Source organism: Priestia sp. SB1 (assembly GCF_038898415.1).
In genome coordinates, this window is sequence record NZ_JBBJSS010000003.1 from 664,130 (window position 1) to 690,289 (window position 26,160).

A 26,160-nucleotide genomic window follows, 5' to 3' on the forward strand; every position below is an offset into this window, starting at 1 on the left:
CCTTATCGAATAACGACTGATTGTCAGTCATTTTAAACCTTAAAAAACTTATAATTCTGATAATTAATTGTATATTTTGAATGAATGTCAGTCATTTTAGTAGATGTAATATCAGCAGTGCTAATATTACACGGATGGCACAAGAGAACGCTTTAAGAATTGAAAAAGTTCTTCCTTTGATTGCTCAAGTGTGACATCTTGCTCTCGCCCGATATAAAAAAGTTCAGCAGCATTTTCAATCAAATTAATCATCGTCTTAGCTGTCCATTTAACGTTAAGCTGCTTGATGACTTCTTCCTTTCTAACAGCCTGATTTAATACCTCTTCAAACCAGTTGTAATAAGGTAAATAAATAGCTTCCCATGTTTCTAATGAATAGTCAAAAGCGAGCCCTGAATAGCATAAAACAAGAACATCCCTATATTCATCTGTTGTTTTATACGTTTCGTCAATCATTACCTCTAATGTACTTAAAAAATCCGTTGCTGTTTTAGCTCGTTCTTTGATTTTTTCAAGTGACAAAGAAAGTAAGTTTTCTGCAATAGCCGGAACAAGAGCATTTTTAGATCTGAAATAAAGATAAAAAGTCCCTTGTGCTACGCCTGCACGCTTTACAATGTCTGAAATTGATGTTTTATCAAGTCCTTTTTCAGATATGACTTCAATCGCTGCCTGTAAAATCTTATCGTATTTTTCACTTGTGCTTGTAACCAACTTTTTCCCTCCACCTATAAAATGAATGACTTTCATTCATTTTACTATAAGGAGTTGAAATTATGCAAGATAAAATTTTCTGAATCTTTAAATTCAATCAAAAATTTATCCGTATGCTGGCTTCAAAAATATTTTTTTATTTTATCAATTTCCTCTCACGTTTCTTATATGTCTCACTGTTATCTTTCTTCCTTTTACAATTCAAGGTAAAAGCTGATGCAAAGCTCTTTAATCACCTATTCTTCCTAAAAAATAACTTTATTAAAAAGATATTTTTTCGTATCGGTTTATACGGCTCAATTGCCGAATTACTCTTGACTTGAAGTTGACGGAGTAAAAAAAAGAGTGATAACATGTAAGACTGATTCTACAGTCACTTATTTTATCCATTTATTTCCCATATTTTCTCTTAACTACGATGTACATTTTCAGCTAAAAATAACTTTATAACGCCGAAAAATCACCCACTCTATTTCACATTTTATATTTTTTATGTTTACCACCTAAAAAAACCGGGTATACACTTCGTTGTGTTTAGCATCCGTTCTACATATCAGTCATATTGATTTAAAACTTTATAAAGGAGTTACATTGCATGAAGAAACTATTTTTAATCAGCATGATTTGTTTTCTTCTAGTTATTACTTCAGCTTGCGGCAACGGTAATGGCGCCTTTAAAGATAAAAAAACCATTACCATCGGCATGAATAACTATACTGAAAACATTGCCTACACGTACGTATGGAAACAGATTTTAGAAGATCGAGGTTATAAGGTTAGAACTGTTTTCTTAGAGAAAGCCGGTGTTTGGGTAGGAACAGCTAATAACGACATTGACATTTCGTTTGCACCATGGCTTCCTACAACAGATGCGCCTTTTTACAAAAAGTATAAAGATCAAGTAAACATTGAAGACCCTTGGCTTAAAAATGCGCGCTTAGGATTTGCGGTTCCCGCCTATATGAAAGACGTGAACACAACAGAAGACCTTGCTAAGGTTGCTTCTGTTGTCGATAACAAAGTTATTGGAATTGACCCAGGCTCCAGCATTAACGGATTAGCCGAACAAGCGTTAAAAGATTATAACCTTAAAAGCTATACGCTTGTAAAATCGTCTGAGGCAGCTATGCTCAGTGAACTGCGCAAAGCCTATGAGGCAAAAAAACCAATTGTTGTTACTATGTGGAATCCTCACTGGGCTTTTGCAGACTTTGACATCAAATATTTAGAAGATCCTAAAAATTCGTTTGGAGACCCTGACAACATTTACACAATGACAAGCAAGGAATTTAAAAAGACAAATCCTCAAGTCATAAAATGGATGAATAATGCACAGATGAACGATAAATTAATCAGTCCTCTTCTGTCACAAGTTGAAAAATCTTCAAACCCTGAAGAAGCAGCACAGAAATGGGTAAAAAAACATAAAAAGTTAATCGATAGTTGGACAAAAAAGTAATGAACGTAAAAGAAAACAACAATTGAGGTGGACATATGGAACACGTAAAATTAAAAGTACAAAATATAACCAAAGTGTTTGGTAAGAATCCGTCAAAAGCGATTGATTTACTTCAAAAAGGAAAAACAAAAAAAGAAATTCTAGAAGAAACAGGAATGACAATTGGAGTTAATCAAGCAAACTTCGAAATCAAATCCGGTGAAATCTTCGTCATTATGGGCCTGTCTGGAAGCGGTAAATCCACTTTAGTTCGCATGTTTAACCGCCTTGTTGAACCAACATCTGGATCTCTTATTTTAGACGGTGACGATGTAGTAAAAATGAACAAAGAGGAACTTCGCGACATGCGCCGAAAAAAAATGAGCATGGTTTTCCAAAACTTTGCCTTATTCCCTCACCGTACGGTTCTTGATAACACAGAATACGGATTAGAAGTTCAAGGTACACCAAAAGCCGAACGCGAAAAGAAAGCAAAAGAAGCGCTTGAATTAGTAGGTTTAAAAGGATACGAAAATCAATATCCCGGTGAACTGAGCGGCGGTATGCAGCAGCGCGTCGGACTAGCTCGAGCACTTGCCAATGACCCTGACATTTTATTAATGGATGAGGCATTCAGTGCACTAGATCCGCTTATTCGTAAAGACATGCAAGATTTTTTGCTGGAGCTTCAAGAAAAAATGGAGCGAACAATCATTTTTATTACCCATGATCTTGATGAAGCTCTTCGAATCGGAGATCGCATCGTTTTAATGAAAGACGGCAGTGTTGTTCAAGTAGGAACACCTGAAGAAATTATGACAAACCCTGCCAATGATTATGTAGAGCGCTTTGTCGAAGACGTTAATGTAGCTAAAGTATACACAGCTGAAAGCGTGATGAATCGTGCCGAATCCATTACCGTAGACCGTGGTCCGCGCGTGGCTCTTAAAATTATGCAAGAAGCTGGTTACTCAAGCATCTACGTCGTAGACAAGAAAAAAACTCTTCTAGGAGTTGTAACGGCAGATGATATCAGCCGCGCCATTAAACAAGATAAACTGACAGCAGACGTATTAGATACGGATATTCCGACTGTTACGACAGATACGCTACTAGAAAACTTGTACGACAAAATGGTTATCAGCCGTTTCCCGCTACCGGTTGTAGATGAAAACCATCGTCTGCGCGGCATCATTAAAAAAGAGCGAGTGATTGAAGCACTTGCCGGTACTGATAGTAATGAGGTGAACGTAAATGAATAGTATTCCTAAAATTCCCGTTGGCAATTGGATTGACCATTTTGTCACGTTTTTAAATGATAATATCAAAGGGTTTTTTGATGTTATTTCAGCTATTGTCGATGGTATTGTAAGTTTTATTGTACTAGTGCTAACCTTTCCACCAGCATTAATTTTAATCTTAATTGTCGGAATCATTGCTTGGTTTTCAAGTAAAAAATGGTCATTTACTATTTTATCGATGATTGGTCTATTATTTATTCTTAATCTTGGCTACTGGCAAGAAACAATGGACACACTAGCCCTCGTTTTAACAAGCGTATTAATTTCAATTATAGTAGGAATCCCGCTAGGCATTTGGGCATCTCAAAGCGAAAAGACAGCTCGGATTATTACGCCAATCTTAGACTTTATGCAAACGATGCCGGCATTTGTGTATTTGATTCCAGCACTTTTCTTCTTTGGAATTGGTGTGGTGCCAGGTGTTATCTCATCTGTTATCTTTGCAATGCCTCCAACGATTCGCTTAACGAACCTAGGTATTCGTGAAGTACCCGCTGACTTAGTAGAAGCAGCAAATGCCTACGGTTCAACAACAAAACAAAAATTATTTAAAGTACAGCTTCCATTAGCTACAAAAACAATTATGGCAGGAATTAACCAAAGCATCATGCTATCTCTTTCAATGGTCGTTATTGCCTCTCTTGTAGGTGCTCCGGGACTTGGTGCAGAAGTATATCGTGCAGTTTCTCGACTTGAAGTCGGCACGGGCTTTGAAGCTGGAATTTCAATCGTTATTTTAGCAATTATTTTAGACCGTATTACGCAATATTTTGGAAATCGTTCAAACCAACGAGCATAAGTAAAAAAAGAAGCCAACTCACCAGAGTTGGCTTCTTTTTATTTATGTTTGTAGCACGCTACAAAGATTGCTTCTCCTTGAAACGATTCAATTCCCTGTTGATTCGTTTTGATTTCGAAAAACTTTTTAAATCCGCTTGGTACATTCAGCATATATTGAGTAAGCTCACGCTTTGTCTCTTGGGGAACATTCATCATCGCACACCAGTCATCAAATAAAAAGCGCTTTGGAAAAGTTGTCAGCACTTCTGTACGGAATCCTTGCATTTCAAGCATAGAAAGCCACTCTGTTTTTTTATAGGCACGATAATGGCTTGGATCTCTTGTCTTTTCAACTCGATTATAAAACTCGTCATAAGCATTCACTTCCGGTGCTACATTATCAATGAGCAAGAACTGTCCTCCTGGCTTTAACACTCGGTATACCTCTTTGATGAACTGTTTAATATTAGGAAAATGGTGCGGTGCAATTCTGCACGCTACCGTATCAAACTTGTCATCTTGAAATGGCATATCCTCAGCATCTCCTTGAACAAACGATACATTTTCATGACCATTTTCTTTAATGAAGCCTTCAGCACTTTGCAACATTTGAGGAGTTAAGTCAAAAGCCGTTACTTCTTGAAAGACAGGTGCTAGCTTATTTGCCACGTGTCCTCCTCCTGTCGCTACATCAAGCAGCTTTCCTCCTCTATTTTCTTCAGCAATTTCCGCTAAAACCGCTAAATCTTTGCCTTTTGCATGACCTTTACTTTTGACATACTTTCCGGCATTCCCCCCGAACTGACTGACCACCATTTCTTTATTACTCATCTATTCTCCCCCCATTTCTCTCTTTAAAACTCTCTCTTACTCTACCTAGTGCATTCACATATTTATTATGAAACGTGTGAATGTATTCTTTTTCTTTCTCCCCACTGATGAAACATGCGAAACAGCGGAGGCAGAAGCAGCCAAATTGTTAAAATACGAAGCACTTGGACCGCTACTACTAACGTCGAATCAGCCTGCAGTACAATGGATGTAGTCGCCATTTCTGCAATGCCTCCAGGAGCAAACGCTAAAATAGACGTGATAAGCTCAATTCCAGTTATTTTGGAAACGAATAGTGCACATACAAACATGGCGGCGATTAAACCAATTGTATTAATAAGCGCCACAACCATAATTTTTTTTACTCCAATGAACATTTCCTTATGAAAGCGAGAACCAATGCTTGAAGCAATAAAAATTTGCGATAAAATCATCACAGAATGAGGCCAGTATGCTTGAAGATTATACCCCACGTACGATGAAGCAGCTGTTTGAACAATTGCAACAGTAAGCATTCCTCCTACTAACCAAGGAGCAGGAAATTTTAGTTTTTTCCCTATATAATAGCCGACTACTGCTGTAACAATTAAAACGCCTGTCCACAACAGTGATCCCCACTCAAAAACACTCGGGGTAACGGACACTGCATGCCGTCCTGTATTACTTCCCCAATAGACTACAAATAAAGGAACAGCAAGCACAACTAAAAACACGCGCATCGTTTGAATGATGCTTACAACTGCCGTATTGGCTCCTACTTCTTCAGCCATGCCTGGCATGGCGCTCATTCCACCCGGAGTCGTACCGAAAAAGCTTGTTAATAAGTCTGTGGAACTGAACTTCCATAGCAAATAACCGGATAAAAGAGAAAAAACAACGGACAGCAAAAGCATAATCGTAATGGTGGACCAGTGAGATTGAAACGTAGTCACCACAGATAAGTTAATCTTTTGACCTAATTCAATCCCTAAAATGCACTGTCCAGCGTACAGCCAATATTTTGGAATGCCTTTTTTGCTTGTTTGAGATAAAAAACGCGGCTTTCGAAAAGCTAGAATAGCAGCTAAAATGAGAGTCCCAAGCATCCAGCCAATGGATAAGCCTGTTAACGATAAAAGAAATCCTCCCACGCTTGTTAATAGAATAAAAAATATAGATTGTAAAAAAACAACTCTTGCGTTCATACCTACTTCCTTCCTTCTACAAGGCTTTTCTTTCTTACACCGAACATTTCTCTTCTTAACTATAGTATAATTTTAGAAATAATTAAAATATCGAAATTTTATTATAAACCATTCATTTTTTTTATTCCTGGAGGGATAGTATGGACGATCGAGATTGGCTTATTCTACAAGTATTGTACCGTGAGAAAAATATTACAAAAGCAGCCAAGGAGCTATTTATATCTCAGCCTGCGCTTACGCATAGACTGCAGCAGATGGAGAAGGAATTTCATGTTCAGATTGTAAATAGAGGGCGCCGCGGAGTTCAGTTTACACCGCAGGGAGAATATTTAGTGAAGTGCGCAGAAGAAATGCTGCTTACGGTTCAAAAAATAAAAGAAAATGTGTTAAACATGGATGATCAATTAACCGGAACTTTACGTCTAGGCGTGTCTAACTTTTTCACTGACTACAAGCTCCCTGGGCTATTGCGTTTATTTAAAGAGCGATTTCCTGATGTTGAATTCAAAGTCACAACCGGATGGAGCAGCGACATGGCTCATCTGCTTTATAAGCACGATGTTCATATTGCGTTTGTAAAAGGTGATTATAACTGGCAAGATCAAAAAGAGCTGCTTTTTAAAGAAACAATTTGCATTGCGTCTGCACAGCCTGTCGACATAAACAATCTTCCCAATCTACCTCGAATTGATTATCATCAAGATCGTTTTTTAAAAACATCCGTTGATAACTGGTGGGCTGAAAATTACTCTCAGCCTCCCCTTGTCAGCATTGAAGTAGATAAAGCAGAAACATGTAAAAAGATGGTTGTAAACGGACTGGGATATGCGATTTTGCCGAGTATGCTGCTTGACGATGCTGCAGAGATTTACAGATACACGTTAAAAACTAAAGATCAAGTACCTTTAACGCGCAGCACATGGATGTTTTATCATGAGGACTCCTTAAAAATTAACATTGTAAAAGCTTTTATTGAGTTCATTCAAAACTTGGATTTAAAAGATGTACACTGACAGAAAAAGGTTGAGACATACCGAAATGAATCTAATTCTAAAGACGAACAAATGGGATATATGAGCGGAACTGCTTAAGACACCGCAGTTGATTTCCGTGCAAGACTTCGCTTTCCGCGGGCGGCCGGTGAGCCTCCTCGTCGCTCACGCTCCTGTGGGGTCTCGCCTGCTCCGCTTTTCCCGCAGGAGTCTTCGTCTTGCTCTCCAATCAACTGCTAGAAGGAACGAAACAGATGAAACTACACTTACCACAACAAAAAAACGAACCAAGAATTAAAAACTTTAATCAATGGTTCGTTTATCACTCCATCTAAAATCCTTTTGTCCCAACCTTTTTCTATTGTATTTATTCATCATTTGCTCCGCCCATTAAGTCAGAATACAGCTTGCTTTGCTGCTCAAGAAAGACTTTAGCACCGCTGCTATTTTTATAAAAAGAGGTTAAATCATTATCTTTAAGAAGCTGTTCCCATTCTTTTGTATGAACCATTTCATACACGGCCTTATTCCAATATGCTACCTGTTCTTTGGTCATATTAGGCGGTCCCATTAGACCTCTCCAATGGCTAAACGTTACGTCAATTCCCGCTTCTTTCCACGTCGGTATCTCTTTTAGCTCTTCTAGCCTTTTAGGAGAAGAAACGGCGAGTATCCTTACCTGCCCTTGTTCATACTGCTTTTTTATTTCTGATAATGACATGGGTGCTACATCTAGCTGATGATGAACGAGCGCATCAATTACTTTATGACTGCTGTTATAAACGAAGAACTCAAGCTTGGAAGAGTCTACGCCTGCTTTTTTATTTAGCTGCATGAACGATAAATGATCGTCGTTTCCTAATCGAGGTGATATTCCCACTTTCATACTGGATTCACTTTGATTTAACGTGCGTATGAGCTGTTTTAAATTGTATATAGGAGAGTTAACAGGAACTACGATGACCTCCCATTCAGATGTTAAAATAGCGAGCGGAGTAAAGTCTTTATAGGTTAATTGACTTTGCCCTAGCAAATTATTTGTAATCAGCAAACTGGAATTCCCGGAAACAATATTTCCTTCTTTTCTCTGTTTAATATATTTCCATCCTTCTTCACCTTGCCCACCTATTTTATTACTAACAGAAACGGGTACCTTCACAATCTTCTTTTCCGTTAGCACTTGTTGAATGGCTCTTACTGTTGCATCTGCTCCTCCGCCTTTTGCACCGGCTGCCACAATTTCAATTTTTTCCATACTAATGCGGTCTTTTTTAGAGGGAGTAGAACAGCTAACAAGCAATGCACTTATAAACACTATCATGAGCTTTTTGATCATATATACCATCCTTCAAGGCTAATGCTACGCTAAATAGTACTTGCGCTCCGGTCTTCCAATAATCCCATAATCATATTCAACGTGACATTCACCGGCTGATACTAGATACTCTAAATATCGTCTAGCTGTCGTTCTAGATACTCCCATGTGTTGCCCCATCTCTTCGATCGTAATTCCTTTGATGCTTTTCAAAATGTCTTTTGACTTTTGTAATGTGATACCATCAATACCTGAAGGAAGAGATTTATCCGCTTTTGGCTTTGTTCTGACATGTCCAAAGTACGCATCAATAAATGATTGATCAACTTCTTCATGCGTACTAAACAGTTCCTTTTTCTCTTGATACTGTTTAATAGCATTAATGAAGGATTCCATCATAACCGGCTTAATCAAATAATTAACGACGCCGTTTCTTAAACAGATTTCTACAATGTTTTTTTCTGTTGCAGCCGTTACCACGATAACGTCAACTTGTGGAAACTGGGCTCTGATTTTTGGGAGTAAATCTGTTCCCATTTCATCTGGCATATAGATGTCTAAAAGAAGTAAATCAACTTTCTTCTCCTTTAGCATTTCAAGCGTCTCTTTTGCATTCAACGCTTTGCCTACGACTTCTACACCATCTACTTCTAATAAAAATCGCTCTTGAACTTGAGCAATTCGAAAATCGTCTTCTGCAATTGCGACTCGTAACATTTCGACTCTCCCCTTACTTCTCATGATTCAGTTTTTTGGAAGGTAAACTGAAAAAATGGCTCCTCCTTCTGGCTGATTATACACTTCAATAGATCCTCCAAGTTCATCTACCATTTTCTTTATATTTGCCAGTCCGTACCCTCTGTCTGTACCTTTGGTTGAAAACCCTTTTGTGAAAATTTGATTTAGTACTTCTTCTGATATACCGGGTCCGTTGTCCATCACTTCAATAATTAAATCATGACCAATATCGGTAATAAAAAACGACACTTCTTTTTTAGACCGCTGACTCACGGCTTCAAATGCATTATCAATTAAGTTCCCAATAATGATAATGAGATGAGAAATTTCAATATGTTCTGGGAGCGTATCGAGTGTACTCTCCGAATCAACCGAAAAATGAATTTTCTTTTCAGATGCTTTTCCAATCTTCCCAAGCAATATTGCTTGAACTTTGGAATCTAATATCTGATCAAATAGAATACGATTTTGCGTTTGGTGTACGGCTGATTCTTTTTGAATAAACTCCAATGCATCTTTGTACTGCCCTAACTGCAGCAAACCCGACAAAACATACAGCTTATTCGTAAACTCATGCGTTTGAGCTCGTAAATCCTCTGAATACTTTCGTACTTCTGAAATCGTATTGATTAAGCTTTTTAATTCTGTCTTATCACGAAAACTAGCGACCACTCCTACAATTCGCTGATGTTCAATAATGGGTGTTAAGTTTAAGATAAACGTTTTTTCATTCAAAAAAATTTCTTGGTCGCTTCGGGCTATTCCCGTATCTAGCACTTCAATCATATTCGTATAAGGAAATACTTCAATGATATGATGATGTAAATATTCCGTCTGTAACCCAAGCATATTTTTAGCTGATGTATTCATCATCGTAATAAAGCCTTGATGATCAATAGCAATAATTCCTTCTTTTATCGAAAGTAAAATTGCATTTCGTTCACGGTACAAAGAAGCGATTTCATGGGGTTCAAGACCAAGAGTATCTTTTTTAATACTTTTAGCTAAAAAAATACCCCCGATCATACCAAGCAATAAAACAGCTAATGAAAATAGGATAATTTGCTGAATACGCGTAATGAGCTGAGCATGAACATGAGATTTTAAAAACTCAACCGTCACCACTCCCACGACTTCCGTATACTTTCCGTGACTGATGACAATAGGCGCTTTCCCCATAATAGCAGGACCTGTGGTTCCCTCTCCGTCCAGCGTATAATATCCGCCGAATAATAGTGCTCTATCGTTAACCGCCTCTTTGTTTTTCTTTCCTATCCATTTTTGATTAGAATGAGAATAGATGATTTGCTCACGGTTTTGAACCACAATACTTGCTGCTCCGATTTGTTCCCTCACTTGCTCGGCAAGCGGCTGAATATATCGACTCGGCTGTTTTTTTTGAAAAGCAGCTTTGACTTCCGGCATAAATGATATTGATTTGGCTGCTTGAAGAGCCAGCTGCTCGGCTTGCCTTTTAGATTCTACAAACTGCATGTAAGAGAAAATACTCGCTAAAAGAACAATAACAGTTATGATTAATGCTGCGGATAAACCTACGATTTTTGTTTGCAGCGATACTTGAAACCATTTTTTCATTTCATCGCACCTTTAGCCTTTACCTTATAGTTCTATTCTTCTTTTATTTTATCAAAATTTTTTGTATATCCGCTCCTTATTCCAAAAGCTTTTTAGACAAAAAAACTTATCAATCCCAAAAGCGGAATTGATAAGTTTTTAGTTTCCTGATCTTTACAGCGTAATAACTCCTGTAATAATAGCTACTAAAAGCATCACCATAGCTGTTCCAATCGTCCACTTTAAAGTAAAGCGCTGAAATTCACCAAGCTCGACTTTTGCCATACCGACCAATAGATACGTAGAAGCAACTAAAGGACTTAGTAAGTGAACAGGTTGACCAATCAATGAAGCACGGCCAATTTCTGCAGCATCAATACCGTATGCTGAAGCTGCTTGAGCAATAATTGGTAAAATCCCATAGTAGTAAGCATCATTTGACATAAAGAATGTAAATGGCATACTTGTGATGGCAGTAATCACAGACATGTAAGGCCCTAACGCATCTGGAATTAATCCTACTAAGCTATTACCCATTGCATCTACCATTTTGGTACCTGATAAAATACCCGTGAATACGCCTGCCGCGAATACAAGAGACACAACAGCAAGTACATTACCAGCATGTGCAGTAATACGCTCTTTTTGAACTTCTAAATTTGGATAGTTAATCATGATAGCGATTGCAAATCCAATCATAAATAGAATTTGAAGCGGCATAACTGCTGTGATAAGTCCTACTAATAATAGAGCTGTTAAAGCAAAGTTTACCCATAAAAGCTTCGGACGCTTGTACTCGATTCCTTCAGCGGCTGCTGCTTCTGCAAAAGCTACTTGAGCATTTGTAACGTCTTGAATATCAATAACACCTAAGCGCTGGCGCTCTTTTTTCCCGAAATAGTAAGCCGTGAATAACAACCAAACAGCTCCGCCAATCATGGCTGGAATCAGTGGTGTAAACACCTGTGAAGCATCTAACTTCAATGCACTCATCACACGAGCAGTAGGTCCACCCCAAGGTGTTAAGTTCATAACTCCACTACCCATAATGGCGATACAGGCTAGAATCATTGGCTTCATGTTTAGCTTTTTATAAAGCGGAAGCATCGCTGAAAGCGTAATCATATATGTTGTTGTTCCGTCTCCGTCTAATGAGATAATAAGAACTAAAATAGCTGTACCAATTGTGATTTTTAGTGGATCACCTTTTACGATTTTCAAAATTCTTCCTACAACTGGATCAAACAAACCAGCATCAATCATAATCCCAAAATATAAAATAGCAAACATTAACATAACGCCTGTAGGTGCTAATTCTTTTACACCATTTAAAGCCATTTCTCCAATACCGCTTGTGAATCCCCCTATGATTGCAAACAATACTGGAATAACCATTAAAGCAATAAGCGGCGTTAATCGTTTTGTCATAATCAGAAACATAAATGTACAAACCATCAAAAACCCAAGAATAGCTAACATTATTACCCCTCCTATTTTTGAATCCGCTTTCATAACAGTGGAAGCGATTCGTTTGTATGTATGACTCGCATATGTATGCCAGTTCGTCTATACGATTACAACATCGCTTGTTCACTATTAAGTTGTACCTTAAAACTTTAAAATTTTCTGTTTTTTCTTAAAATAATCATAATTTACAGGAGGGTATAGTGTAAATAATTCGTACTATAAAAACTTTTAAAACTTTATGGGTAATTAAATCCTTTTTGTTCATTGGGAGGATAAAAGACAGGAAGAGGAAAAAGGTAGGAAAATAAAAAACGGAGAGAGAGGAACTATTCTCGTGAATTATTCAATTTGAACTCTAAGAGAATACGCTCCAGGATGAGGAGTTTTATTCCACTGAGTAAGAGATTCCTCTAAAAATGGAATCTTTTTTAACTTCTTTGTTTGGAACTTTTCTATTTTTGAATATTTTTCTAAGGCATACGTATTAGCAAACATTTCTTGCGTTCTATTTCCTTCTTTTAAAAGCGTTCCATTTGTCATACGATCCACATGATGGCCTAATTCATGCAGAATGATAAAAGCAAATTGATGAGGCTTTTTGTTTTTTGTTGTATCGATAAAGACAATGGGACATTCCGTTACTGTATATTTAATATAGTCAATTTCAAACTGAAGTTTGCGCTTCTCCTTTGGAAGGTTATCATTAAATTGGCCATAGTACACACCTAACACATCTTTTCCTTGCACCTTTACACTGCCTAAGCAGTACACACCTTTTAGCCCATCCCAGTCTTTTTCGTCTGTTACATTAGCAATTTCGTGCAGGGCCGCTTTTTGCTTCGCACTCATGACTCCATGAAACGTTACGCCATGAATTTGGATTTTTTCACTACGCTTAAACATCTTCTTGCCTCCTTTACTAAATTCCTTCTACAACATATTATTTAGCATTAAGTATATTCATTCACAATACATGGTTAAAAACATGAAGTTAATGTCAAGATTCCCGTTTTGATGTTTTTTAACCCTGCTTATATGCTGCCTCGTTTATTTTCTATTTTTACTATATTACATATGTAGCCATTAATAAAATATCATTTTTTTATGATTTATCATTACTTTTTTTTATTTCTATTTTTGCTTATCGATAACCTGGAGCCTGCGTATCATTTTTAAATTTAAAGCCATTGCTATATAAAGAAAAGGATAGCAAAAAAACGAGTATAGCGTCTTCCATTCGTTATAATAAAACACTTCTGTTTGGGCAGAAATGTATTCAAACAGTGTTGTAAGAATTACCCACACTGTAATGTATAAAGCTTTTTTAGCCAAACTCTTGCTCCCAGGATAAAAATTTAAAAATACACTATTCGTCGCAGGATAAATAAAAATAAAGACTAAAAGATATTCAAAATCTACTCCTGTTTTAAAAAAGCCATAAAGATTATATTTAACATCAAGATATATATCTGCTACCGATCCTAAAAACATAACAAACAAAGAAGTTGTGTACATTTCTATCCAGCTGATACGTTTTGGCATGACTAGTACACTCAAAATAGAAATCACCGTTGTAAAGATTAAGAGCACCATGCTGAGGACCTCGTTTTTTAAAGGAGATAGAAACAGCTTTCCCATTGGATATTAAATTCATTCTGGAGGCTAAAAAATTAAGACTTCATAAAAAAAAGAGATGGAGACATAACGAAGTCAAGCCAATCTAAATACGAACAAATGAGATAAATAAGGTGAACCGCCTGTTACACCTGTGTTGATTTCCGTGCAAGACTTCGCTTTCCGCGGGCGGCCGGTGAGCCTCCTCGTCGCTTCCGCTCCTGCGGCGGGGTCTCACCTGTTCCGCTTTTCCCGCAGGAGTCTTCGTCTCGCCCTCCAATCAACCTCTAGAAACAACGAAATACGTGAACCCTACATTCGCCACCACAATAAAAAATCCGAACGAGTTGGATTCTCTATCAAGAATCTCGATTCACCGTTCGGATCTTCCTTCAACTAAACTACCTTTGTTTCAAGCTCTTTTTGTTAACGAAGGGAAACGATGCAAGAACCAAGCTCTTGCTGTCCCCATTTAAGTGAAAGATGATCCTGATGTGAAAGCGGACCTACTCCTTCAGGTGTACCTGTAAAAATAAGATCTCCTTTATCAAGACCAAAATGTTTTCCTGTAAAATCAATAATCGTTTGTAAGTCAAAAATCAAATCTTTGATATTTCCCAGCTGAACGCGTTCGATGTTTTTCACTAACGAAAAGTCTTTCTGCTTAGATGCTTCTACTCCTTCAAACGGAATAAAGTTTCCCACGACCGCTGAATGTTTGAATCCTTTTGCAAGCAGCCAAGGGTGCTTTTTTTGTTTTAATTCGCTCTGCACATCCCGAAGCGTCAAATCTAATCCAATCGTCATCTCGTCAACAAGTTCATCCACTGTTATGCCTTCTTTGTAAAGTTGTCCAATATGAAGAATCAGTTCGGTTTCAAAGTGCACCTCTCCTTGGTCGCGAGGAAGAGTGATTGATTGTCCAGCTGCTTCAACAAGAGCGTGAGTAGGTTTGGAAAATAAAAAAGGTGATGTTGGAATATCATTATGTAATTCTTTTGCATGCAGTGCGTAGTTTCGGCCCACACAATAAATATTTTTAATATCTTTCACTTTCATCATCCCTTCTTTCGTTCAAATAAAGATTTTTCAACTTGTATTCTTTTATTTTACAAGAAAAAAAGAAATTGAGACATAACAAAATGAATTCAATCTAAAGATGGAAAAAGGGAATAAATGAGCTGGACTGCTTATGACACCTCTGTGGATTTCCGTGCAAGGCTCCGCTTTCCGCGAGAGTCTTCGCCTTGCCCTCCAGCCAACAGCTAGAAGGAACTGCGCACACGAAACCTACGTTCACCATGACCATAAAAAAACACGAACTATCTATTTTTGATAGATCTTTCGTGTTTAAGGTTAGCGAAACAGCTTTTCTCACATTCTCTTTTTTTCAATCCGTTATTTTCTAGCCCATTTTGTAATGCCTTTGATATCATCTGGAGTTGTGCGACAGCACCCTCCGATTAACTGAGCACCTGCTTCATACCAGCTGTGAGCGCTGCAGCCATACGTTTCGCCAGCAGATGTCCCGTTCCATGTTTTAGATTCAGCATCATAATGCTCTCCTGAATTTGGATACACAATGACTGGCTTATCCGTTTGAGATTTAATTTCTTTAATAAGTGAAGAAATATATTGAGGCGGCGTACAGTTAACTCCAATAGCTGCTACTTGCTCATAAGAATCCAGATAGCGTGCACACTCCGAGATTAATGTTCCGCTGCTAATGTGCAGGTCATCTTTTGCGCTGAACGTAATCCATGCGTACGCTCCTTCAAATTCTTCTAGCAGCCTCGCAATGGCTCTTGCTTCCATTAGATTAGGAATGGTTTCACAAGCTAACACATCTGCTCCTGCTTCAATTAATGCTTTCATACGAGGACGATGAAATTCCATTAACTCTTCTTCTGTTACGTCATACTGTCCAGTATATTCCGACCCGTTTGCTAAAAATGCTCCGTAAGGACCTACCGAAGCGGCGACAATTGGTTTTGGGCGATTAAGACAATTCTCTTCTTGCTGCCAAAATTCATCTCTTGCTTCAGCCGCAATTTTTACAGATGCTTGAATTAACTCGCGCGCCTCTGCTTCACTTAAACCACGTTTTGCAAAACCTTCAAACGTGCTTTGATAGCTTGCAGTAATTGCACAGTCAGCTCCTGCTGCAAAGTAATCTTGATGCACTCTCTTAATCAATTCCGGCTGCTCCATAAGCACTTTTGCAGACCATAAGCTGTCATTCAAATCACAGCCATATCTCTCCAGTTCAGTTGCCATTGCACCATCTAGTACAATCACAGGAAATGTATGTAAAATTTGTTGGATAGGATTCATTGTTTGATCTAGGGTTGTCCACTAGCAGTTAGCTTCGATTACCCTATCCTCCTTTCAGATAATTTAAAATATATGCAAAAAAGTCTAAAGGACTAGGCAACTTTTGTCAAGAAACCAAAGAAATGAGGAGAGGCTTATAACCAAGCATTTTTCAACCGCCTTATTCCTTCTTCTATTTCTTCTCTCTCCAAACTTCCAAAACCTAATAATAGATGAGTCTTTTGTTGAGGTGATTCGGTAAGCCAATAACGAGAAGTACCGTAGACAGAGACATCTTGCTTTCGAGCTGCGTTAATTAACTGCTGTTCGTTCATATCGTTGTGCACGCGGACAAGTATATGCAAACCTGCATATTCACCTGACACCGTGATGTTTTCGTTAAACTCCTTCTGTAAAGCTGCTAAAAGAGTACTGTGTTTGATTTGATAAGCAGTTCTCACTCTTCTTAAATGCTTACTCCACTCTCCGTTTTTCATCATCAGTCCGAGCGTCCACTGATGAATGGCTGGAACAGCTTGCTCGTATAAAGAGAAACGTTCATGATATTCCTTTAGAAGCACTTCCGGTAATACAAGGTAGCTGATTCTTAAAGAAGGCATAAAAGATTTTGAAAATGTCCCTGTATAAATGACGCGCCCTTTAGTATCCAAGCTTTGCAATGAAGGAATGGGACTTCCTTTATAACGAAATTCTCCGTCATAATCATCTTCAATAACAAATCCATTGCAGTCATTCGCCCATGTAAGAAGCTCTATTCTTCTTGAAACAGGCATGATCATTCCGTATGGAAACTGATGAGATGGTGTGACATAAACAGCGCGTGCTTGGCTATCATAAAGCTCTTGGATGTTTATGCCTCTGTTATTAAGTGACACAGGTTTTAAGGAGAATCCATGCTGCTTAAATACAAAGCTAGCCCCGTCATAGCAAGGATTTTCAAAGGCAATATCTCTGATGCTTGGCTTTAACATCTGCGCTAGCAAACTGAGTGATTGCTGAGTACCCGTTCCAATAATAATTTGATGTTTTGAACAAACCACTCCTCTTGACTGATAAAGGTACGTCGCAATTTCTTCTCGCAGTGATTCTTCTCCTTGAGTTTCTTGGTACGTGAACAGCGCTTCTTTATAAGTTTGAAGACTTTCATTGTATCGTTTTTTCCACTCATTCAAGGGAAACAAACGGCTATCAACTTTTCCATACCGAAAATCATAGGTACACGACTTTGTTTCTCTCTGAGGGTGTAAAAATACAGTCGGCTTTTTATCTGTTTGCAGTAAATCAAACTGTGTATTCGTTACGTACAGTCCACTTTTGGGCTTGCTTTCTACATATCCTTCAGCTAAAAGCTGCTGATAGGCCATATCTACAGTATTTCGACTTACGTTTAAGTAATCAGCAAGAGAACGGATAGAAGGCAGTTTGTCATTTACTTTCACCCTGCCGGATACAATTTCTTTTTTTATATATTCATATAGCTGGTGATATAAAGGCATATCATTCCTTCGGTTTAATAAAGGTGTGAACTTCACGCTAGCTCCTTTCATCTGTCCCTGTTTTATTTTTCAAATCTGGCTCTTTTAGAAGGGATACATTTCTTTTACTATAAGTGTAGATCATCTAATTAAAAAGGAGAAGATTTAATGACTACTATTACAATTCGTCAAGCTAATGCTGCTGACATGGAAGCACTTATTTCATTAATGAACGAATACATTGTTGATTTTTACAAGCGCCCTCAGCCTGCCAAAAAACAGCTGAGAAATTTAATTGATCACTTGTTTCAACGTCCCGATACTGGCGTTCAGTTTATCGCGACTCAAAATGACGAGGCAGTAGGTTTTTCAACGCTTTATTTTACATTTAGCACCACGCGTGTAAAGCCTGTAGCGATTTTAAATGACTTGTACGTTACTGAAAAAGCAAGAGGTCAAAAAATTGGGGAAAAGTTATTTTCGATTAGTCACCAGTATACAAAAGAACATCAGTATGCAGCCATGTCTTGGGAAACGGCTTATGATAATACAAGAGCTCAAACGCTTTACAGAAAAATGGGAGGAAATGTAACGAACGGTGAATGGATTCACTACGACATTTCAAACGACAACTTGTAATATTTTTCCATCCATAAAGTTTTAACACGTTCTTAACACTCCTTTCATAAATGTGTTTTATGATGAATACGACAAATAAATCAGTTTCTGTATGTATTTGTCACATTCTCTGTTAAAGTTTTCACAAAGTGTTCAAACTTTTAGTGAAAACGCTTTCTATTTTTGTGTATAATAAAAATATGCAAATGAAAATGAATGTTACAGCTCGTTAATCATACACATTTTAAATATGGAAGGAGTTTTGAAAATGATTTTAAAAGCATTAAGAAAAAACGGGGCCGTTACAATTAACTATTATAAAAACGGTTTGCTTCAAACGTTTAAAGGAAAAGTACAGCGCCTAGATTTAACAGACCAAACGCTTTCATTAAAAGATGAACAGCAAAATACTTTCTCTATTCGCTTATCGGGAATTAAAGAAATTTATTGATGAATAGTTTACAGTAAAAAAGAACATGATGCTCATTCTGCTTTGCAGAAGTCATCATGTTCTTTTGATTTTAGCTTTATTTAGCTGATGTTTCTGTTTCTTCTTTCCCGTACATATATTTCGAAGGGTCGACTGTTTGGAAATCCTTTAGCTTGTGGAAACGAAGTAAGTCTCCATAAAGCACTTGATCAGATAACTCCAGTTCTTTCGCTACCTTCTGTTTATAAGCTTTCATTTGATTATTTTCTTTAAGCGCTTGACCTGTCTTAGAATCATAATACGTTCCATCCACTAGTGTATATTTCGGAGATACATAGTTGCCATTGCGGAACGCTACTACATCATCATGACCTTTAGAAAATAAATCTGTACCAAATTGGATAAACTCTTTGCTGTCAATCCCTACTAAATGAAGAAGAGTTGGCACAACATCAATTTCTCCACCGTACGTATGATTAACTCCGCCTTTTACTCCAGGAACGTGAATGAATAGAGGTACACGCTGCAGCTGAGCATTTTCATAAGGTGTAATTTCTTTTCCCATTACTTTTTCCATTGCCGCATTATGATTTTCAGAAATACCGTAGTGATCTCCATAAATCATAATCACAGAATTATCATAAAGCCCAGAAGCTTTCAGTTCTTGGAAGAAAGATTGCAATGATTCGTCTAAATAACGAGCCGTTTGGAAATAGCGGTCAACTGTCGCATCGCCCGTGTTAGCTGGCTGTATGCTTGCCTCATTGTTTCCAAGTAAAAATGGAAAATGGTTTGTTAACGTAATTAAATGCGCATAAAACGGCTGTGGTAAAGACTGCAGCATTGGAACAGATTCTTTAAAGAACGGTTTGTCTTTTAAGCCATAATTAATTTTATTTTCACCCGTCATATTGTAATAACTTGCATCAAAAAACTTATCCACACCGAACTGCTTGTAAATTTCGTTACGGTTCCAAAACGTCTTATAGTCTCCGTGCAGTACAGCGCTCGTATAGCCAGCTTTTTGATCTAAAATAGCTGGTGCTGCCTGATACGTATTGCTTCCTTTTAGTACAAAGGCAGAACCTTGAGGAAGGCCGTATAGAGAGTTGTCCATCATCAGCTCAGCATCTGATGTTTTTCCTTGTCCTGTTTGATGAAAGAAGTTATCAAAATACGTAAAGTCATTTCCATGGGCCAACGAATTTAAGAACGGTGTCACTTCCTGGCCATTTAATTTGTAATCAATTAAAAAAGACTGAAATGATTCCAAATGAATTTTAATAATATTTTTCCCTTTAGCTTTTCCGAAGTAAACGGAATTAGGCTCCGCATAGTGACTGTTTTTAAAATTAACGACGTTCGTTAAGTCATTGCTGCTTGCAAAAGCTCGCTGTTTAGAGTTTTGAGCAGTCTGAACACCGTCATACATCGTATAATTATAGGCGCCTAAATACTTTACTAGATAATTGCGGTCAAAAGTTCGAGATAGAAGCTGCGGGCGATCAATTTCTGCTAATGTTAAGTTGACAGAAAAAACCATGAATCCTAAAGAAAGAATGGTTACAGCATTCTTAACCGATACTTTTTCATTATGCCAGTCAATTTTTTTACTAAAAAAGAAGAAAAGATAAATAATAAAATCAACAAAATAAAAAACATCATGTGCTTTTAATAAATCCATAATGCTTCCGCCCATACTTCCTGCATTACTTGTCTGCAACAGTGTGGGAAGAGTTACAAAATCGTTAAAAAAACGATAATAGAGAATGTTGCTGTACAACAGCAGCGTCATAATGAAACTGCCTGCAAGAATCCAAGCTCCTGCTTTCTTTCCTTTAAAAAATAAGCCGATTCCTAAAAAAATCAGCACTGAACTTACAGGGTTTATAAACAGCAGCATTTGCTGCATTACGCCGCTTACGCCTAAGTTAAATTCAGTTTTATAAGCCACATACGACTTTATCCACATTAAAACAGCGGCTAATATGAAATAGTGCAGCGGCTTAGAAACGATTCGCTTCATTTTGATTTTCCTTTCTCGATTAGTTTATGAGTAGATTCACAAAGAACATATAGAAAACCTTTATCATTATACTCATAGAAAATGAAAATTAAATGAAATCCTAGCCTTCACAACTATAGATAGATTCTTTAAATTCATCTACTAGTTTACCTAATACCCACAAATAAATAAACTAAAATCACCTTTTTTATCATAAAACCCCTCCTCTCCTCATATACTGTATTCTGTTGCAACACCCGCACTGCAAACTTGTGCATTTTTTCACAATTTATCTACAAACTATTCTCATCTTGCTGTATAATAATAATTCTGCCTTGAGCATTCTCCAAATTCTTATGCTTAAGCCACAGCTTTCTTTTCATAACAGATGCACACATGAAAGGAGATGAATAAATGATTTTAAAAGCGTTAAAGAAAAACAAACATGTAACCGTGAATTATTACGAAAATGGCCTGCTTCAAACCTTCAAAGGAAAAATCCAAAATTTAAACCTAACCGACCAAACCCTCTCCCTACGAGACGAAAAACAAAACATTTTTTCCATTCGTTTGTCTGGCATTAAAGAAATTTATTAACAAAAAAGATCCTGAAGAATTCTTCTAGGATCTTTTTTGTATTTTTTATCCATTATATATTGAAAAATCATCCAATTGATGTTAAATTAACTTTACATAATGTTAAATCAACTTAACAAATTTATTAAAAAGGCAGCGGGTGATCATATTGACTCTTATTAATCACGTAAAAGAGCTTAGAGCTAAACATGGATATACGCAAGGAGATTTAGCTGAAAAAGTTGGAGCCACTCGCCAAACCATTGCAGCTATTGAAAAGGGAAATTACGTTCCTTCCCTACTACTTGGTTTAACAATTTGTGATGTCTTTCAATTAAAAATGGAAGATGTTTTTACACTTCAAAAGGAGGAGAAAAATGTTGAGTAATGTTATTAAATCTTATTTGTTGAATGTAGTGTCTCTGCTATGCGTAGGTTGGTTTTTATATGATTTTTTAAGCCTAAATATTCAATTTAGTGAAGTTATGAACCACCCTGAACCCCCGTGGGAAATTACCATGTCTATAGGCTCTTTCGCTTCTTTAATTGTGCTTTTAATCGTGTCCTTTTTTTACTACCGAGCGCGTAAAAAGACGAAGAACGTTTCGCCTTTATTATTTCCTTTTGAATTTGCAGAGGAAGATGAACGTGAAAAGATGATAACAGCAGAAGCTTGTAAAAAAGCCTTTGTTTTTCTCCTATTTTCTATTCCTATAGGCGCTATCTTAATCGCTTTTTATCCGCTGTTACCTAATTCTTTTAGCTTCTATCCCATTGCCGTTCTTTTGCTTCTTTCTCTTGTACAGTTAACGGTTTATTACGTATCGATTAGTAAGATTTATCGGTGATTAAAAAAGGTTGTTCTAAAAAGAACAACCCTTTTTTTAATCTAATAATTCACTGAATTCCCCCACAAAAATAATCCGACCTACATCTATTTCACTATTTTTTCATTTTTTCTGTCTATATTGAACTATAACAATTGAACGATGTATGTTACCTTCCACTTCAGTTTTTCTTCAGTGTTCAGTTGCAAAATAGGAAAGATAAAAGGAGCATATCAATGGCAGCTAATAAATGGACAAAATGGATGGTTGGTTTATCGAGCGTTGCTGCATTTACAACATTTGTAGGGCTTTCTCAAAAATATGATCAAACAAATTCAACATCTACAGCACTAAATAACGATACATCCGCCAATAATTCATCGCAAACTCAAACGGAAGATGAGACGGATCTATTTCCAGATTCAGGATCTGACTCCAATACGGACAATGGAACTAACGGGCAAGATCAATGGTCAAATGACAGTTCTAGCAAACAAAGTGATCAATGGTCAGACGATAATTCAAGCAGTGAAGATGATCAGTGGTCAGACGATGATTCGAGTAATCAGCAAGATCAGTGGTCAAATGATGATTCCACAAGTGGTCAGGATAATTGGGGCAACAATAATGATTCTTCTATGCAAACAAGACCTTCTTAAGGATGTGATGAAATGAGCTACTCATTTAAAGCGATGAATACCACATTTAATGTATATCAGCTTGAAACACCTGTCAGCCAAAAAGTAGAGAGCTGGTGTTATCTTGTAGAAGAAACCCTAAGCCGCTTTCTTCCAACAAGTGAGCTTTCACAGCTTAATTCGCTGAACGGAAGATTATTTCTACCGTCAAAAATGCTGTATGAAGCTGTAAAAGCAGCCTATTACTATTACAATGAGACAAACGGAATTTTCAACCCATTTCTGTATCATTCTATTCAAACTCTAGGATATGACCAAAGCTTTGAACAACTGCCTAACAGTCAGCTACCTCAAGAAGTAGCAGCTTTTGATGCTGTTAACCCTATTATGATTCATAAAGGAATGAGAAGTATTCAGCTTGCTTCTAATATCGGTCTGGATTTAGGAGGAATCGCAAAAGGTTGGAGCATTCAGCAAATGGCGAATCAATTAAAGAAAAAAGGAACTTCACTTGGAGCAATCGATGGAGGCGGAGATATTGTAACGTGGGGGCCCGCTAGCAAGCACTGGTCCATTTCTCTCTCTCATCCATTTGATGCATCAAAAAATCTCACGACCATTAAAGTAAAAAGCAACAGCGGTATTGCCACAAGCAGTGTAGGCAAGCGTTCGTGGAAAGTGAACGGACACACTCACCATCATATTATTGACGGCAGAATCAGCAAGCCTAGTTCATCAGAGCTTCTGCAAGTAACGGTCGTTTCAGAAGACTTAACCATTTCTGAAGTCTATGCAAAGTGCATACTTATTCTCGGCTGGGACGCTGGATTAAGGTTAGCTAAAATGCATCACCCTTCTTTAGAAGTAATTGCGGTTACAAAAGAAGGCAACGTACTAATCGAAAAACATGTGAAAGGTCAGGTATACCATTATGGCTACTCTCCTCGCGCAATTTAGTGCTCATTTTCCCGTATGGAACACCATTCGGGCAGCCGGCTTAACTTCTTATTTACTAATGTTTGTATCGGTTGCCGCTGGCATTTCTCACAGCTTTTCGTTTTTTAAACCAAAACGAAAAAAACAGCTTTTGCTGGTCCATCAATCATCAGGGTGGTTTGGGTTATTGTTTGGCATGATTCACGGACTTGTTTTATCATTTGATCAATCTGTTCATTTTTCACTTTCTGACATTTTAATTCCGTTCACTTCCGATTACAAACCGATTAGCACAGGCCTTGGTACTATTTCACTCTACATTTTATTGGTACTAATTATTACATCCGACTTTATAAAACAGCTTGGGAGAAAAGCCTGGAAAGCCATTCATTTTCTTGCTTTTCCAGGCTATTTGCTAGCACTGTATCACGGCATTACTTCCGGAACAGATACACAGCAGCCCCTTATTCTTGGGATGTACAGCATCACTGGCGTTATCGTTTTAATCTTGCTTTTCTTACGCATTCAACACCAGTCAGCTCCTAAGAACCAAAAAAAAGCTCAGGAAAACTAAAAAACGCACTCTATCATAGAGTGCGTTTTTTCTTATCCGCGTCCTGCTTGGAATGATGGGTACTGTGTCATACCGCCGTCAGCAAAGAGCGTAATTCCTGTTACATAACTCGCCTCTGAAGAAGCTAGCCATGCAGCAACTGCTGCAATTTCTTCCGGCTCTCCGATGTATCCCATTGGAATCATGCTTTCTACATCTGCACGCTGCTCAGGATCAGCAAATTTCTCAGCGTTAATCGGTGTATTAATCGCTCCCGGTCCAATGTTATTTACACGAATACCTTTTGGAGCGTATTCTAATGCCAGTGTTTCAGTCATAAGCTTCATACCGCCTTTACTTGCTGCATAATGAACAAATAATGGCCAAGGAATTTTCTCGTGAACACTCGACATGTTAATAACTGTTCCCTTAATATCATTTTCAACAAAATATTTAATCGCTTCACGGCTACCTAAGAAAGCTCCCGTTAAGTTCGTATCAATTACTTTATTCCAATCGCTTAAAGACATTTCATGAGATGAAACCGGATTTTCTAGTCCTGCGTTATTAATCATAACGTCTAACTTTCCAAATTCTTTAATTGCAGATTGAACTAAATTGATTACATCAGACTCAACTGTTACGTCACCTTTAACGGCAATAGCCTCTCCGCCAACTTTTTTAATTTCTTCTAAAACGCTGTTAGCTTCGTCTTCCTTAGAACGATAATTCACAACTACTTTAGCTTTTTCTGTCGCAAAACGAATCGCCATTGATTTTCCCAAACCTGTAGATGAACCTGTTATGACCACTACTTTTCCTTCTAAATCTTTATACATTGTTAATACCCTCCTAGTTAGCTTTTGGCGAGCCCTAACATGACTCCTGCTATGATGATCAGTATAATTCCAATAATAATCCCAATAAGCTGACGCTTCGTTTTCTTCTCACCTAAAATAATGATCCCGCCTAATGTTGAAATGACGATTCCCATTTGGGAAAGCGAAAAGCTTGTCGCTACGCCTACTTTAGGTTGTGAGATGAATAAAAACATATTACCAGCGGCCCAAATAAGACCTGGGATAATGTTGCGAATTGCATATTTATTAAATGGCTTATGCTTAAACGTCAGCAATACTCCTCCAATAACCATACCAATTGCTTGAGGTAATAAAGCCGACCATCCGTCTACATTAAATAGACGGGCTACTACAACATAAACTAAATAACCCACGGTTGAAATTAATAAAATAACAATTCCTTTTTTGAAGTTTCCTTTTCCTTCTTCAGCCTCTTTCTCTTCTTTGCTTTGAAGTGATGCTAAAACAATCCCTACAATAATAAAGATAAGAGCGAGCACACCAAGAATGATTGAAGTTTTTGTAGACCACTCATGAAACACAATTACTCCAAACAATGAAGTGGAAACTAACTGAAGCCCAGTTGAAATAGGCATCGTTTTAGAAACTCCAATTAAATCAATACTTTTCAGCTGATTACTTTGTCCAACTGCCCAAAATAGCCCCGATACAACTCCAACCCCAAAGATTAAAGGTGTAAGCGTAGGGTGTACAAAAATATAAATACCGATTGAGAAAATCAAAGCTCCCAATGTGGTTCCAAGCGTTTGACTATAAGGTCCTCCGCCTAGTTTCACATTGAAAAGCACAATGCTTCCCCAAAATATGGCTGGTAAGACGGCTAAAAATATGTCCATGTTTCAAAACCTTCCTGTGCTAAAATTAAATGTCAAAGTGCATATTCCCCAATTTTTCCGCCATTAATCCTTTTTCAGGGACATTTTATGAATTAATGACCG

General features: G+C 37.5%; 29 protein-coding genes. 12 read left to right on the forward strand and 17 right to left on the reverse strand.

The annotated features are described in order from the left end of the window. Window positions 1-126: 126 nt before the first annotated feature. The gene (locus tag WKH56_RS13890) at window positions 127-714 is read right to left on the reverse strand and encodes a TetR/AcrR family transcriptional regulator (protein ID WP_028412132.1); all 588 of its coding nucleotides are present in this window, start codon (window positions 712-714) and stop codon (window positions 127-129) included. A 595-nt stretch (window positions 715-1,309) separates the two neighbouring features. Here WKH56_RS13890 and WKH56_RS13895 point away from each other — a divergent pair. The 3 genes from WKH56_RS13895 to WKH56_RS13905 are packed head-to-tail and all read left to right on the forward strand — an operon-like array spanning window position 1,310 to window position 4,252. Then, entirely contained in the window at window positions 1,310-2,173 is an 864-nt protein-coding gene (locus tag WKH56_RS13895; RefSeq protein WP_168760373.1) for a glycine betaine ABC transporter substrate-binding protein, read from the forward strand. A gap of 35 nt (window positions 2,174-2,208) precedes the next feature. Next, window positions 2,209-3,414 (forward strand): quaternary amine ABC transporter ATP-binding protein, encoded by a 1,206-nt coding sequence (locus WKH56_RS13900; protein ID WP_013081886.1) that lies wholly within the window; start codon window positions 2,209-2,211, stop codon window positions 3,412-3,414. After that, a complete protein-coding gene (locus tag WKH56_RS13905) occupies window positions 3,407-4,252 on the forward strand; it encodes an ABC transporter permease (protein WP_013081885.1) in 846 nt (281 codons plus the stop codon). The genes WKH56_RS13900 and WKH56_RS13905 overlap by 8 nt, the downstream gene beginning before the upstream one ends. Window positions 4,253-4,290: 38 nt before the next feature. Here WKH56_RS13905 and WKH56_RS13910 read toward each other — a convergent pair whose 3' ends face one another. Continuing rightward, entirely contained in the window at window positions 4,291-5,064 is a 774-nt protein-coding gene (locus tag WKH56_RS13910; protein ID WP_048020081.1) for a class I SAM-dependent methyltransferase, read from the reverse strand. A gap of 65 nt (window positions 5,065-5,129) precedes the next feature. Then, entirely contained in the window at window positions 5,130-6,248 is a 1,119-nt protein-coding gene (locus WKH56_RS13915; RefSeq protein WP_028412129.1) for an AbrB family transcriptional regulator, read from the reverse strand. 140 nt (window positions 6,249-6,388) lie between these two features. Here WKH56_RS13915 and WKH56_RS13920 point away from each other — a divergent pair, with 140 nt between their 5' ends. Then, window positions 6,389-7,261: a LysR family transcriptional regulator gene (locus WKH56_RS13920; protein WP_028412128.1), complete on the forward strand. Its 873-nt coding sequence runs from the start codon at window positions 6,389-6,391 to the stop codon at window positions 7,259-7,261. A gap of 74 nt (window positions 7,262-7,335) precedes the next feature. On the opposite strand, the gene WKH56_RS13925 is transcribed toward WKH56_RS13920, so the two are convergent. The 11 genes from WKH56_RS13925 to pdxR form a co-directional block, all read right to left on the reverse strand. Next, window positions 7,336-7,473 (reverse strand): hypothetical protein, encoded by a 138-nt coding sequence (locus WKH56_RS13925; RefSeq protein WP_310884215.1) that lies wholly within the window; start codon window positions 7,471-7,473, stop codon window positions 7,336-7,338. A gap of 134 nt (window positions 7,474-7,607) precedes the next feature. Then, entirely contained in the window at window positions 7,608-8,576 is a 969-nt protein-coding gene (locus WKH56_RS13930; RefSeq protein WP_310884214.1) for a tripartite tricarboxylate transporter substrate binding protein, read from the reverse strand. Window positions 8,577-8,600: 24 nt separating this feature from the next. Next, complete coding sequence (locus tag WKH56_RS13935; RefSeq protein WP_047751596.1) at window positions 8,601-9,272, reverse strand: response regulator; 672 nt, start codon at window positions 9,270-9,272, stop codon at window positions 8,601-8,603. 27 nt (window positions 9,273-9,299) lie between these two features. Continuing rightward, complete coding sequence (locus tag WKH56_RS13940; RefSeq protein WP_028412125.1) at window positions 9,300-10,889, reverse strand: ATP-binding protein; 1,590 nt, start codon at window positions 10,887-10,889, stop codon at window positions 9,300-9,302. A 153-nt stretch (window positions 10,890-11,042) separates the two neighbouring features. Beyond that, complete coding sequence (locus WKH56_RS13945; RefSeq protein WP_028412124.1) at window positions 11,043-12,347, reverse strand: CitMHS family transporter; 1,305 nt, start codon at window positions 12,345-12,347, stop codon at window positions 11,043-11,045. Between the two features lie 327 nt (window positions 12,348-12,674). Continuing rightward, window positions 12,675-13,238, reverse strand: a complete 564-nt coding sequence (locus tag WKH56_RS13950; RefSeq protein WP_028412123.1) for an ImmA/IrrE family metallo-endopeptidase — start codon at window positions 13,236-13,238, stop codon at window positions 12,675-12,677. A 228-nt stretch (window positions 13,239-13,466) separates the two neighbouring features. Continuing rightward, window positions 13,467-13,877, reverse strand: coding sequence for a CBO0543 family protein (locus WKH56_RS13955; RefSeq protein ID WP_154991701.1), 411 nt, complete (start codon window positions 13,875-13,877; stop codon window positions 13,467-13,469). Between the two features lie 218 nt (window positions 13,878-14,095). Beyond that, entirely contained in the window at window positions 14,096-14,233 is a 138-nt protein-coding gene (locus WKH56_RS13960) for a hypothetical protein (RefSeq protein ID WP_196763270.1), read from the reverse strand. A gap of 142 nt (window positions 14,234-14,375) precedes the next feature. Beyond that, the gene (locus WKH56_RS13965; RefSeq protein ID WP_063248276.1) at window positions 14,376-15,008 is read right to left on the reverse strand and encodes a fumarylacetoacetate hydrolase family protein; all 633 of its coding nucleotides are present in this window, start codon (window positions 15,006-15,008) and stop codon (window positions 14,376-14,378) included. Window positions 15,009-15,347: 339 nt separating this feature from the next. Beyond that, window positions 15,348-16,283: a homocysteine S-methyltransferase gene (gene mmuM / locus WKH56_RS13970; RefSeq protein WP_028412120.1), complete on the reverse strand. Its 936-nt coding sequence runs from the start codon at window positions 16,281-16,283 to the stop codon at window positions 15,348-15,350. A gap of 134 nt (window positions 16,284-16,417) precedes the next feature. Beyond that, on the reverse strand, window positions 16,418-17,815 hold the full coding sequence (gene pdxR / locus WKH56_RS13975; RefSeq protein ID WP_275211590.1) for a MocR-like pyridoxine biosynthesis transcription factor PdxR: 1,398 nt from the start codon (window positions 17,813-17,815) through the stop codon (window positions 16,418-16,420). Window positions 17,816-17,926: 111 nt separating this feature from the next. Here pdxR and WKH56_RS13980 point away from each other — a divergent pair, with 111 nt between their 5' ends. Further along, window positions 17,927-18,397, forward strand: a complete 471-nt coding sequence (locus WKH56_RS13980) for a GNAT family N-acetyltransferase (RefSeq protein WP_168760369.1) — start codon at window positions 17,927-17,929, stop codon at window positions 18,395-18,397. A 229-nt stretch (window positions 18,398-18,626) separates the two neighbouring features. After that, entirely contained in the window at window positions 18,627-18,827 is a 201-nt protein-coding gene (locus tag WKH56_RS13985) for a YolD-like family protein (RefSeq protein ID WP_074893948.1), read from the forward strand. Window positions 18,828-18,903: 76 nt separating this feature from the next. On the opposite strand, the gene ltaS is transcribed toward WKH56_RS13985, so the two are convergent. After that, window positions 18,904-20,832, reverse strand: a complete 1,929-nt coding sequence (ltaS, locus tag WKH56_RS13990) for a lipoteichoic acid synthase (protein ID WP_033578131.1) — start codon at window positions 20,830-20,832, stop codon at window positions 18,904-18,906. Between the two features lie 393 nt (window positions 20,833-21,225). Here ltaS and WKH56_RS13995 point away from each other — a divergent pair, with 393 nt between their 5' ends. The 6 genes from WKH56_RS13995 to WKH56_RS14020 all read left to right on the forward strand — a co-directional run bounded on the left by WKH56_RS13995 (window position 21,226) and on the right by WKH56_RS14020 (window position 24,362). Continuing rightward, a complete protein-coding gene (locus WKH56_RS13995) occupies window positions 21,226-21,408 on the forward strand; it encodes a YolD-like family protein (protein ID WP_013081871.1) in 183 nt (60 codons plus the stop codon). 148 nt (window positions 21,409-21,556) lie between these two features. Continuing rightward, entirely contained in the window at window positions 21,557-21,775 is a 219-nt protein-coding gene (locus WKH56_RS14000; protein WP_013081870.1) for a helix-turn-helix transcriptional regulator, read from the forward strand. Then, window positions 21,765-22,235, forward strand: coding sequence for a DUF2178 domain-containing protein (locus WKH56_RS14005; RefSeq protein WP_033578130.1), 471 nt, complete (start codon window positions 21,765-21,767; stop codon window positions 22,233-22,235). The genes WKH56_RS14000 and WKH56_RS14005 overlap by 11 nt, the downstream gene beginning before the upstream one ends. 215 nt (window positions 22,236-22,450) lie before the next feature. Then, window positions 22,451-22,873, forward strand: coding sequence for a hypothetical protein (locus tag WKH56_RS14010; RefSeq protein ID WP_034269544.1), 423 nt, complete (start codon window positions 22,451-22,453; stop codon window positions 22,871-22,873). Window positions 22,874-22,885: 12 nt separating this feature from the next. After that, entirely contained in the window at window positions 22,886-23,809 is a 924-nt protein-coding gene (locus WKH56_RS14015; protein WP_063248279.1) for an FAD:protein FMN transferase, read from the forward strand. Beyond that, window positions 23,784-24,362, forward strand: coding sequence for a ferric reductase-like transmembrane domain-containing protein (locus tag WKH56_RS14020; protein WP_033578121.1), 579 nt, complete (start codon window positions 23,784-23,786; stop codon window positions 24,360-24,362). The genes WKH56_RS14015 and WKH56_RS14020 overlap by 26 nt, the downstream gene beginning before the upstream one ends. Before the next feature lie 32 nt (window positions 24,363-24,394). On the opposite strand, the gene gdh is transcribed toward WKH56_RS14020, so the two are convergent. Both gdh and WKH56_RS14030 read right to left on the reverse strand, forming a co-directional pair. Beyond that, the gene (gene gdh, locus WKH56_RS14025; RefSeq protein WP_033578120.1) at window positions 24,395-25,180 is read right to left on the reverse strand and encodes a glucose 1-dehydrogenase; all 786 of its coding nucleotides are present in this window, start codon (window positions 25,178-25,180) and stop codon (window positions 24,395-24,397) included. A 17-nt stretch (window positions 25,181-25,197) separates the two neighbouring features. Continuing rightward, window positions 25,198-26,058 carry a RhaT/GlcU family sugar-proton symporter gene (locus tag WKH56_RS14030; RefSeq protein WP_028412111.1) on the reverse strand — a complete coding sequence of 287 codons (861 nt, stop codon included), beginning with the start codon at window positions 26,056-26,058 and terminating at the stop codon, window positions 25,198-25,200. Between the last annotated feature and the right edge of the window lie 102 nt (window positions 26,059-26,160).

What these genes read in the sequence shown, in the direction of transcription:
- WKH56_RS13895 (WP_168760373.1), top strand. Translation starts at nt 1,310, where the DNA reads ATGAAGAAACTATTTTTAATCAGCATGATTTGTTTTCTTCTAGTTATT.
- WKH56_RS13900 (WP_013081886.1), top strand. Translation starts at nt 2,209, where the DNA reads ATGGAACACGTAAAATTAAAAGTACAAAATATAACCAAAGTGTTTGGT.
- WKH56_RS13905 (WP_013081885.1), top strand. Translation starts at nt 3,407, where the DNA reads ATGAATAGTATTCCTAAAATTCCCGTTGGCAATTGGATTGACCATTTT.
- WKH56_RS13910 (WP_048020081.1), bottom strand. Translation starts at nt 5,064, where the DNA reads ATGAGTAATAAAGAAATGGTGGTCAGTCAGTTCGGGGGGAATGCCGGA.
- WKH56_RS13915 (WP_028412129.1), bottom strand. Translation starts at nt 6,248, where the DNA reads ATGAACGCAAGAGTTGTTTTTTTACAATCTATATTTTTTATTCTATTA.
- WKH56_RS13920 (WP_028412128.1), top strand. Translation starts at nt 6,389, where the DNA reads ATGGACGATCGAGATTGGCTTATTCTACAAGTATTGTACCGTGAGAAA.
- WKH56_RS13930 (WP_310884214.1), bottom strand. Translation starts at nt 8,576, where the DNA reads ATGATCAAAAAGCTCATGATAGTGTTTATAAGTGCATTGCTTGTTAGC.
- WKH56_RS13935 (WP_047751596.1), bottom strand. Translation starts at nt 9,272, where the DNA reads ATGTTACGAGTCGCAATTGCAGAAGACGATTTTCGAATTGCTCAAGTT.
- WKH56_RS13940 (WP_028412125.1), bottom strand. Translation starts at nt 10,889, where the DNA reads ATGAAAAAATGGTTTCAAGTATCGCTGCAAACAAAAATCGTAGGTTTA.
- WKH56_RS13945 (WP_028412124.1), bottom strand. Translation starts at nt 12,347, where the DNA reads ATGTTAGCTATTCTTGGGTTTTTGATGGTTTGTACATTTATGTTTCTG.
- WKH56_RS13950 (WP_028412123.1), bottom strand. Translation starts at nt 13,238, where the DNA reads ATGTTTAAGCGTAGTGAAAAAATCCAAATTCATGGCGTAACGTTTCAT.
- WKH56_RS13955 (WP_154991701.1), bottom strand. Translation starts at nt 13,877, where the DNA reads ATGCCAAAACGTATCAGCTGGATAGAAATGTACACAACTTCTTTGTTT.
- WKH56_RS13965 (WP_063248276.1), bottom strand. Translation starts at nt 15,008, where the DNA reads ATGAAAGTGAAAGATATTAAAAATATTTATTGTGTGGGCCGAAACTAC.
- mmuM (WP_028412120.1), bottom strand. Translation starts at nt 16,283, where the DNA reads ATGAATCCTATCCAACAAATTTTACATACATTTCCTGTGATTGTACTA.
- WKH56_RS13980 (WP_168760369.1), top strand. Translation starts at nt 17,927, where the DNA reads ATGACTACTATTACAATTCGTCAAGCTAATGCTGCTGACATGGAAGCA.
- WKH56_RS13985 (WP_074893948.1), top strand. Translation starts at nt 18,627, where the DNA reads ATGGAAGGAGTTTTGAAAATGATTTTAAAAGCATTAAGAAAAAACGGG.
- ltaS (WP_033578131.1), bottom strand. Translation starts at nt 20,832, where the DNA reads ATGAAGCGAATCGTTTCTAAGCCGCTGCACTATTTCATATTAGCCGCT.
- WKH56_RS13995 (WP_013081871.1), top strand. Translation starts at nt 21,226, where the DNA reads ATGATTTTAAAAGCGTTAAAGAAAAACAAACATGTAACCGTGAATTAT.
- WKH56_RS14005 (WP_033578130.1), top strand. Translation starts at nt 21,765, where the DNA reads ATGTTGAGTAATGTTATTAAATCTTATTTGTTGAATGTAGTGTCTCTG.
- WKH56_RS14010 (WP_034269544.1), top strand. Translation starts at nt 22,451, where the DNA reads ATGGCAGCTAATAAATGGACAAAATGGATGGTTGGTTTATCGAGCGTT.
- WKH56_RS14015 (WP_063248279.1), top strand. Translation starts at nt 22,886, where the DNA reads ATGAGCTACTCATTTAAAGCGATGAATACCACATTTAATGTATATCAG.
- WKH56_RS14020 (WP_033578121.1), top strand. Translation starts at nt 23,784, where the DNA reads ATGGCTACTCTCCTCGCGCAATTTAGTGCTCATTTTCCCGTATGGAAC.
- gdh (WP_033578120.1), bottom strand. Translation starts at nt 25,180, where the DNA reads ATGTATAAAGATTTAGAAGGAAAAGTAGTGGTCATAACAGGTTCATCT.
- WKH56_RS14030 (WP_028412111.1), bottom strand. Translation starts at nt 26,058, where the DNA reads ATGGACATATTTTTAGCCGTCTTACCAGCCATATTTTGGGGAAGCATT.